At 42.2% G+C, this 8,051-nt stretch carries 7 protein-coding genes and 1 tRNA gene; 3 read left to right on the top strand and 5 right to left on the bottom strand.

The window, feature by feature from the left end; all coding sequences use genetic code 11:
- Window positions 1-321 precede the first annotated feature (321 nt).
- A tRNA-Cys gene (locus IV73_RS04895) sits at window positions 322-392 on the top strand.
- Between the two features lie 62 nt (window positions 393-454).
- Here the strand turns inward: IV73_RS04895 and IV73_RS04890 are convergent.
- Together IV73_RS04890 and asp1 are read right to left on the bottom strand one after the other, a co-directional pair.
- Window positions 455-1,984: a glycosyltransferase gene (locus IV73_RS04890; RefSeq protein WP_057755629.1), complete on the bottom strand. Its 1,530-nt coding sequence runs from the start codon at window positions 1,982-1,984 to the stop codon at window positions 455-457.
- Window positions 1,981-3,564, bottom strand: a complete 1,584-nt coding sequence (gene asp1, locus IV73_RS04885; protein WP_057755625.1) for an accessory Sec system glycosyltransferase Asp1 — start codon at window positions 3,562-3,564, stop codon at window positions 1,981-1,983. Before asp1 ends, IV73_RS04890 begins: the two co-directional genes overlap by 4 nt.
- 259 nt (window positions 3,565-3,823) lie before the next feature.
- Between asp1 and IV73_RS04880 the strand changes: the two genes are divergently transcribed.
- On the top strand, window positions 3,824-4,777 hold the full coding sequence (locus IV73_RS04880) for an aldo/keto reductase (protein WP_057755622.1): 954 nt from the start codon (window positions 3,824-3,826) through the stop codon (window positions 4,775-4,777).
- Between the two features lie 58 nt (window positions 4,778-4,835).
- On the top strand, window positions 4,836-5,204 hold the full coding sequence (locus IV73_RS04875; protein WP_057755619.1) for a hypothetical protein: 369 nt from the start codon (window positions 4,836-4,838) through the stop codon (window positions 5,202-5,204).
- A 121-nt stretch (window positions 5,205-5,325) separates the two neighbouring features.
- Here IV73_RS04875 and galE read toward each other — a convergent pair whose 3' ends face one another.
- The 3 genes from galE to rsmI all read right to left on the bottom strand — a co-directional run bounded on the left by galE (window position 5,326) and on the right by rsmI (window position 8,036).
- On the bottom strand, window positions 5,326-6,318 hold the full coding sequence (galE, locus tag IV73_RS04870) for a UDP-glucose 4-epimerase GalE (RefSeq protein WP_057755616.1): 993 nt from the start codon (window positions 6,316-6,318) through the stop codon (window positions 5,326-5,328).
- 93 nt (window positions 6,319-6,411) lie between these two features.
- Entirely contained in the window at window positions 6,412-7,146 is a 735-nt protein-coding gene (locus IV73_RS04865) for an acyl-[acyl-carrier-protein] thioesterase (RefSeq protein WP_057755614.1), read from the bottom strand.
- 17 nt (window positions 7,147-7,163) lie between these two features.
- Window positions 7,164-8,036, bottom strand: coding sequence for a 16S rRNA (cytidine(1402)-2'-O)-methyltransferase (gene rsmI, locus IV73_RS04860; protein ID WP_057755612.1), 873 nt, complete (start codon window positions 8,034-8,036; stop codon window positions 7,164-7,166).
- Between the last annotated feature and the right edge of the window lie 15 nt (window positions 8,037-8,051).

Genomic DNA, 8,051 nt, shown 5'->3' with positions numbered 1-8,051 from the left:
AACCTGTGACCCCCTGCTTGTAAGGCAGGTGCTCTCCCAGCTGAGCTAAACGTCCATTTTTAATTTGTTACCACCGCAACAACAAAAATAATTATATCGGATATTAACTCAGTTGACAACCCCTTTTTACAAAAAAATTCAATTTTGTTTTTTTAAAGCTCAAGAAAGGCTTTCCCATCACATTCATGCACCAAACATTTTTACCAATACCTATTCTCTTCTATCAACGTTTGACCACCTCATGGTAGATAGAAAGCCCTGCTACCCGAGCATTGCTTTTATGCCGGGATTACCGTATAATATTTTATTGTTGATAATAATGGTAGTGTAGCCAAGCGGTAAGGCATCGGTCTGCAAAACCGTGATCGCCGGTTCGATTCCGGTCACTACCTTCGTTTACGTAATTAAAAGCCTGAGGCCATCATGCGGTGTACCTCAGGCTTTTTATATCTTCTCAAACTTTATCAGCTAACACTTCCTGCCAAACAGTGCCAAAGTTTGCTAAATCAAAGGCCTGCGCCTTTTTAAGGCTCGCCTGACTCATTTTCTGCCAGACCTGTGCATCTTCCAAAATTTGCACGATTTTCGGCACAGCCCCATTAAACGGCAAAGTTTGTAACCGATAGCCATTAATACCATCCTCAACCACCGCGTTCGGCGTATAGCGATTTTCCATTGTGATAAGAGGCAATCCTGCGGCCAAGCCTTCAACCAACTGCATACCAAACGCCTCATGGCTCGAAGGATTGATTAATACTTGGGCCCGTCGCAAAGCCGTCTGTACTTGCTTAGCATCCCCATATTTTGAAATAAAGACCTGCTCTCCCAAGCCTAAAGTTTGCACTTGGGCTTTGAATTGTGCTAAATAATCCGGACTACTAGGATAGCCCATGAATTCCATCGTGACATCCGGTAAATAATTCCGAATCAGCGCTAATAGCTGCAGCGCTAATTCCGGAGCTTTTTCCGCGCTCAAACGACCTAAAACTAATAAATGTCCTGGGATGCGTTGATCACGTGCCGGGACGTGTTGCGGTAGCGTGACAACTGTATCAGGCACCACTTTAAAATTTTGTTTTGGGTAACGGCTTTGCAAGTCTGCTCGTTGTCGCTGGGATGGAACAAAAATTGTATCAAAAGCGGGGGTTAAAGCTTCAAATAAATCCTGATAACCTGCATACAACGTGCCAGCCGGCAAATCGGTATTCGTCACGGTGTGCATTTCATGCAAAATCGCATAGCGTCCGGTCATCCCTTGAGCTTGACTCACCGCTCGATCAACGGATCGTCGTTCTGACCATAAGTTAACCTGGCCATCATTTTGTCGGATTAACTCATTTAAAAAAAATCCAAATAAATCATCTTCCGTGGCAAACCGATAATTTTTTCCATGATATTGTTTTAATTCCCAAATTGTTGGCTGAGAAATTCCATCTTTCACCATAAAGTTAACTTCTAAAACGGGGTCTCCTGCTAAATTTAAATATTGAGTAACTTGCACCTGCCCGTCCGGTGTAAACCGATCAACCGAGGAAAGGAAACCACGCCAATCCCAATTTTCACGCCGTGTAGGATTACCAGCCCGATCATTATAGATCACCTCATTCACTAAGCCAACGGTGGCCGGCAATACCGTAATCCGAGCAACTTGCCGCCCAGCTTTTTGCACCAATGAAAAATTCGGATTACTACTATCTAAATGGTCCGTTCGCCAATTAAAATCAGCTAAATCATGGAGACTCTGTTTGCGCATTCGAGTTGTTTGAGTACCTTGAAAATAATCATACATATTAATAACCGTCTGCATATCTAAGTTTAAATTGGCCGCGTCTCGGGCCAAAAAACGGTTATAATTTCGCGTTACATAATAAGCCGGAATGCCAAGCTGTTGAAAAGCACGAATCCGGCGTGCTTGCGCATGTTCCGTTCCAGAATTAAAGGCATAGAGGTTTTCATTCACAAATAAATTTACTTTCGCCGTCATTTATCCTTCCCTTCTGGCAACTCGGCCCAAAACGCAGCAGCATCTTGAAATAAAGCTTCCCAATCCTGATATATCTGCTCCTCAGAATAACGCTGGGCTGATTCATAGGCTCCCGTTGAATAACGTTGTGCTAACTGCGGGTCAGCCAAAATATCAAGAATTGCCTGCGCTAAAGCTTCGTAATCTTGATAAGCCACTACTCGACCATTCCAATCATCTTGAATAATTTCATTCGGACCATAATTAACGTCATATGTCACCCCAATTAAGCCATGCGAAATACCTTCCAGCAAAGCTAAATTGAACCCCTCCATCCGTGAAGTTAGGCCATATAACATCGCTTGATGTTCAATTGCATCAATCTGATCTGTATAACCTTTCAATTGGACCACCTGCTCCAAATGCTGATCTTGAATCACAGCTTCAATCTCACGTCGAGCTCGATATTGGTCGGTGGGGTCCGCATAACCATACAGGTCTAAGGAAACGGCTGCATTTTGTTGGTGCGCCAAGCCGACTGCCCGTACTAAGTCAACCAACTGCTTTTCCGGAGCAATCCGGGCAAAGGCCACAATTTTACCATATTGGCGCTGTGCTACCGGAATTCGGGGTTGTTCGCTTAACCGCTGATTAACAATTCCCACCGGAATGGTCCATAGTTTACTTTTTGGATGAAAGCGCGTCTGTAAATCGCGAGTTTGTTGCGGTGTTGCCGAAACGACCGCATTATACCGATCTAAATTATGTAAAGCATATTCATAATGTTGATTCAATGGCGCGGTCAACGGTTCTTGAGCATTACTAGTTTGTGCATTATGTAAATGCAAAACCGTATAGGCTGGCCAATCTAAATTCAACAAGGCCGCGTCCCCAAGATGGGCGCGATCCAAAATAAAAATATTTGGCGTTTTTGCTGACCAAAATTCATGATTAATTTGATTTAAAAAATGCGCTGTTAATTCATCCAACGTATCAAATTGAAATTGTTGATTTTCCGTTTGTAATTGCCAATGAGTTGGCTCTAAATTACCCGGATTGCCCATTGTGTACTTTCGATAATTTTCAATCACTGGGTGTCCTTTCACATCCAGCCAGGTCTCACCGCTGACCTGATTATTTGCCGTATACCATTGGATCATGGAAGGAAAGCCACGCCAATCATAATATTCAGCTTTGTACAAATTTTGTTGGGTATCAAACCACTCCACCAAGCGTACTTGCTGATCATCTGGATAATAATGCACCCGCGCAATTAATTCATCAGCTTGATTGGATATTAACCAACGTTGCTGCTCTGGTTCAATTTGCCAGATTAAAGGTGTTTCCCCAAAATCCAAGTCACGCGCGGTCACTTTACACCAAGGCACCATGGTCGCCCGCTGGTAAAAATCAAACATATTCAACACTAAAGCATCTGGTAAGGCTTCTTTTTGTAATTGTAAGTGCAATTTAGGGTCCCACTCCCGTAAAACTAATCTTTGGGGCACTTGCTTTTGCGCAAACAATTTAATTCGCTTTAACTCGGCATGCTCAATGCCGGATTTATGAGCTGGCATGGTCGCATTAATATGAAACAGCATTACTTCCCTCACTTCTGTCACGATGATTTAAAATTTCATCTTTATGTTTAATTATACACCTTAAGCTTAACTGAATTTAAAAGCACCCAGTTTCCGCTTTTACTCGCAGTAAGAACACCACATTCATTTTGTTGTAACCCGTCAATCGAATCAGAATTCTCATTGGCAACATTAACAACAAGTAACCGCTTCCATTTTTAAAAATACTGTTATAATTGAAGTGAAACAAATTTATCTTATTCAAGAAAGGATTTTTGATATGCCAAAATTAAATTTAGGTAACTCCGGTCTCATGGTGTCAGACGTCGCTTTAGGTGTGATGCGCATCGCTGACAAAAGCACGCCTGAAGCACAGGCCGTCGTTCAAACTGCCTTAGATAAAGGTATTAACTTTTTTGATACTGCCGATATTTATGCTGGAGGTCGTTCTTCAACGGCTTTAGGCCAAGTTTTACATAATTTAAAACTACCGCGCGATCAATATTTCATCCAATCAAAGGGTGGAATTATTTTAGAAAATGGACAAATTAATGGGGATGGACTCACCGGACCACGTTATGATTTCAACAAAGAACATATCATTGCGGCCGTTGATACCGAATTACAACGTCTGCAAACGGACTACCTTGATGTCTTTTTGCTCCACCGTCCGGATACGCTACAAGATCCAACTGAGATTGCCGAGGCCTTTGATCAATTAAAGACCAGTGGTAAAGTCCGTCAATTTGGGGTTTCAAATATGAATCCTTGGCAAGTTGAATTCTTGCAAGCGTCCTTGCATCAAAAGTTGGTGACCAACCAACTTCAATTTGGACTGATGCATACTGGCATGATTGATGCAGAATTCCATGTTAATATGCAAGACCAGCCTTCAATTGATCATGATGGTGGTATCTTAGCTTATTCACGTTTGCATCAAATGACAATCCAAGCTTGGTCGCCATTCCAATATGGCTTCTTTGCGGGACCATTTATTGATAATCCCGAATTCCCGGAAGTTAACGCCAAGTTACAAGAAATTGCGAATAAAAACCACACCAGTAAGAACGCGGTCGCGGTAGCTTGGATTACCTACCATCCTGCTCATATGCAAGTAATCTTAGGATCAATGAATCCCACGCGGATTGATGAAATGACTGATCATAACCAAGTCCAACTAACTAATCAAGAATGGTATGACCTTTACCTAGCTACTGGGAACGATTTACCCTAAGCTGTATCAGCTAGCGTCGCTACATTCAGCGGATTAATCATCCAGAAAGCAGGTGTTAATGCTTAATTTAATCTTTGCTTTTCCTTTTGAAAAACAGTCGCAAATTATCAAATTCATCCAACAAAAAGTTTCTGAGGACACGCCCTTTAATTTACACGTCACTTTGGCAGGGTCCTCGCAACAAACCTTGAATGCCAAGCAATTAGCAACCTTTCACAATTTAAAGCCAAATCAATTTCAATTATTGGTTAGTACAGATCCAATGCAAAGTCTCCACGAATTTCTCACTCACGCGGACACCGACGCTACGGAAACAATCGTGATAGTTGACCAAGCCTTTGAATGGGCCGAAAGCATCATGGGACCTTATAATTGGATTGGGCATGACATCATGAAATTGCATAACGCTTCAATTGAAATTATCTAAACATAATGAATCGATTCAACAAGGAATGTTCTTGGTAGAATCGATTTTTTATTTTTCAAAGCATTAAAAAACGCCTCAGTTTCTACTGAAGACGTCTTGAAAATGTTCATTCAATTAATAATTAACGATCTTGATAACCCTCTGGATGTGTTTGATGCCAGGTCCAGGCCGTCTTAATAATTTCTTGGACTGATTCATACTTAGGAGCCCAGCCCAAAATTTCACGAGCGCGGGTTGAATCAGCAATCAATGAATCTGGATCACCAGGCCGCCGCGGACCCACCTTGGCTGGAATTTCCATACCTGTCGCTTCACGAGCTGCTTCCACCATTTGCTTGACCGAATAACCATTGGCCGTTCCCAAATTAAATTGGTTTGAATCATGACCCTGTGCCAAATAATCCAAAGCTAAGACGTGTGCATCTACCAAATCCATCACATGGACATAATCACGCACATTAAAGCCATCTGGAGTATTGTAGTCATCCCCAAACATGGTAATTTCGTCACGTTCACCCAAAGCGGTTTGCAAAATGATTGGAACCAAGTGCGTCTCAGTTGGGTGATCTTCCCCAATTGAACCATCAGGCTTAGCTCCAGCCACATTGAAGTAGCGCAAAGCCACCCACTTCAAATCGTAAGCCTGGTCTGCCCAACCCATGATTTGTTCCATTTGTAACTTTGACAAACCATAAGGGTTAATTGGTAATTGTGGCGTAGTTTCTTTAATTGGGCTTTCTTTAGCATCACCATATGTGGCCGCAGTTGATGAAAAGACAATCTGCTTGACATTATGCTTGATCATCACTTCCAACAAAGAAATCATTCCCGCCGTATTATTATCAAAATACTTCAATGGATTTTCCATTGATTCTGGAACAATTGAAGACGCCGCAAAATGCACCACCTGTTCAATATTTTCACGATCAAAAACACCGGATAAAGCTTGCTTATCACGAATATCTACTTCATAAAATGGAACGTTGGCTGGGACTGATTGCCGGTGCCCGGTCGCTAAATTATCGACGACCACCACGTCTTTATTTTGACTAAGTAATAAATCAACCATATGAGAACCAATATATCCGGCTCCCCCTAAGACTAATGTACTCATTGCATTCTCCTTAATTATATGTAGCACGAATGTCGTTTATTCTGACTAACCGACAAAATTACATCACATCATTAACCTAATTATATGCTTTTCTTAGGCCTGCGTCCATTTGATTGAAACTTCCGCTGACAATTCATCCCCATACCAAATCTGATGCTTCGTTTCATCTGCTTGTTGAGCAATCTTAACATCAATCATTTCACCCCAACGGACTTCATGCTCAAACTTAATATTAACTTCTTTTGGCTCATGAGTCCGTAAAAAGTCCATCCCCAGCGGATCTTGCGCCCAATCCAAATATCTAGCATTATTAACATGTTGATTTGAATCAATATCTGAATACCGTACTTGATAAGCTTGCTCACAAGTAATCGCTTCATCTTCCGCAATACGGTCAGGCTTGTCTGGATGTGGCACACGCTTCACCCGGTCAGGATCAAACACATCCACTAAATCAGTCGGAATGCGTGCCATCTTGCGTTTTTTCAAATCCATCATCGTATACAATGAATCAACCTGAATAATTTTGTAACCCTGTTCATCAACAAAAGTATAATCACGCTTGGCCAAAAAAGGGTTAAACTCTTTTCCGTGGGTACTAATCGTCATTGTTTCACCAGATTCAGGCCGCCGGTTAATCGTGATCACATGTTGTAACACAACCCAACCTAACCCGACCGCGTGCGTATATTCAGGACCAACCCCATACGCTAACGATTGCTTAGTAGAAACCCCAATTGAGAGACTTAAGATCTTAGGCAATGTTAATTTACCAGTAACATCAATTTCATCATCTAAAATTTCATGCTTGGTTTCATATATCCGCATTTCTAATTAACCTTCTTTTATTTTTCTAATCCTTGAACGGCTAAGTATAAAGCTTGTCGATCAAGTTCACGTAATTTTGCAATTTGCTTGACTGCCTGGGTGGTTTTCAACCCTTGATGTGTCAAAGCCATCACCGCTTCAATATCAGTCAGCCCCGCCAACGGGTCAATTGCTAGATCCTGCTCCACAGCACCATCAACTAGCAACACAAATTCTCCGCGGGCCTCGTTAGTTTGAGCCCAGTCAGCTAATTCTTTAGCACTGCCTCGCAAAAATTCCTCATACCGTTTCGTTAATTCGCGTGCTAAAACCACTTGTCGCTCAGCTCCCAACACTTGACTGATATTCATCAAAGTTTTTGCCAGCCGATGCGGCGCTTCATAAAAAATCATCGTTTCTTGATGACTTGCCACGCGTTCTAACGCAGTAATTTGCTCTTTTTGCTTGCGGGGCAAAAAGCCATAAAAGGTAAAGGGCTGTGGTGTCAGCCCCGAAGCAATCAAGGCCGTAATCCCTGCTGAAGCTCCTGGAATTGGTACGACGGGTACATCGGCTGCCAACGCTGCTAACACTAGTTCATGCCCTGGGTCTGAAATCGAAGGCATCCCCGCATCAGAAACTTGCGCCAAATCAAGCCCGGCTTGCATTTTTGCCACTAATTCTGGAATGCGCATTTCTTTATTGTGCTCATGAAACGAAATTTGTTTCGTCTCAATTTGAAATTGATTCAATAGTTGCGCTGTGTGCCGGGTATCTTCTGCAGCAATCAAATCAACTGCTCTTAAAATTTCAATGGAACGCTGCGTCATATCTCCTAAATTACCAATCGGCGTGGGTACTAGGTAAAGCGTCCCCGTCGCATGTTGTTTAAAACTTTGTTGCGTTTGCATGCCTTTTATCCTTCC

It is taken from the genome of Weissella kandleri, from assembly GCF_001438705.1.
Lineage (GTDB): Bacteria > Bacillota > Bacilli > Lactobacillales > Lactobacillaceae > Weissella > Weissella kandleri.
The sequence above is the reverse complement of the archived record's forward strand: the minus strand, read 5'-3'. Positions and strand labels throughout refer to the sequence as shown.

What these genes read in the sequence shown, in the direction of transcription:
- IV73_RS04890 (WP_057755629.1), bottom strand. Translation starts at nt 1,984, where the DNA reads ATGACGGCGAAAGTAAATTTATTTGTGAATGAAAACCTCTATGCCTTT.
- asp1 (WP_057755625.1), bottom strand. Translation starts at nt 3,564, where the DNA reads ATGCTGTTTCATATTAATGCGACCATGCCAGCTCATAAATCCGGCATT.
- IV73_RS04880 (WP_057755622.1), top strand. Translation starts at nt 3,824, where the DNA reads ATGCCAAAATTAAATTTAGGTAACTCCGGTCTCATGGTGTCAGACGTC.
- IV73_RS04875 (WP_057755619.1), top strand. Translation starts at nt 4,836, where the DNA reads ATGCTTAATTTAATCTTTGCTTTTCCTTTTGAAAAACAGTCGCAAATT.
- galE (WP_057755616.1), bottom strand. Translation starts at nt 6,318, where the DNA reads ATGAGTACATTAGTCTTAGGGGGAGCCGGATATATTGGTTCTCATATG.
- IV73_RS04865 (WP_057755614.1), bottom strand. Translation starts at nt 7,146, where the DNA reads ATGCGGATATATGAAACCAAGCATGAAATTTTAGATGATGAAATTGAT.
- rsmI (WP_057755612.1), bottom strand. Translation starts at nt 8,036, where the DNA reads ATGCAAACGCAACAAAGTTTTAAACAACATGCGACGGGGACGCTTTAC.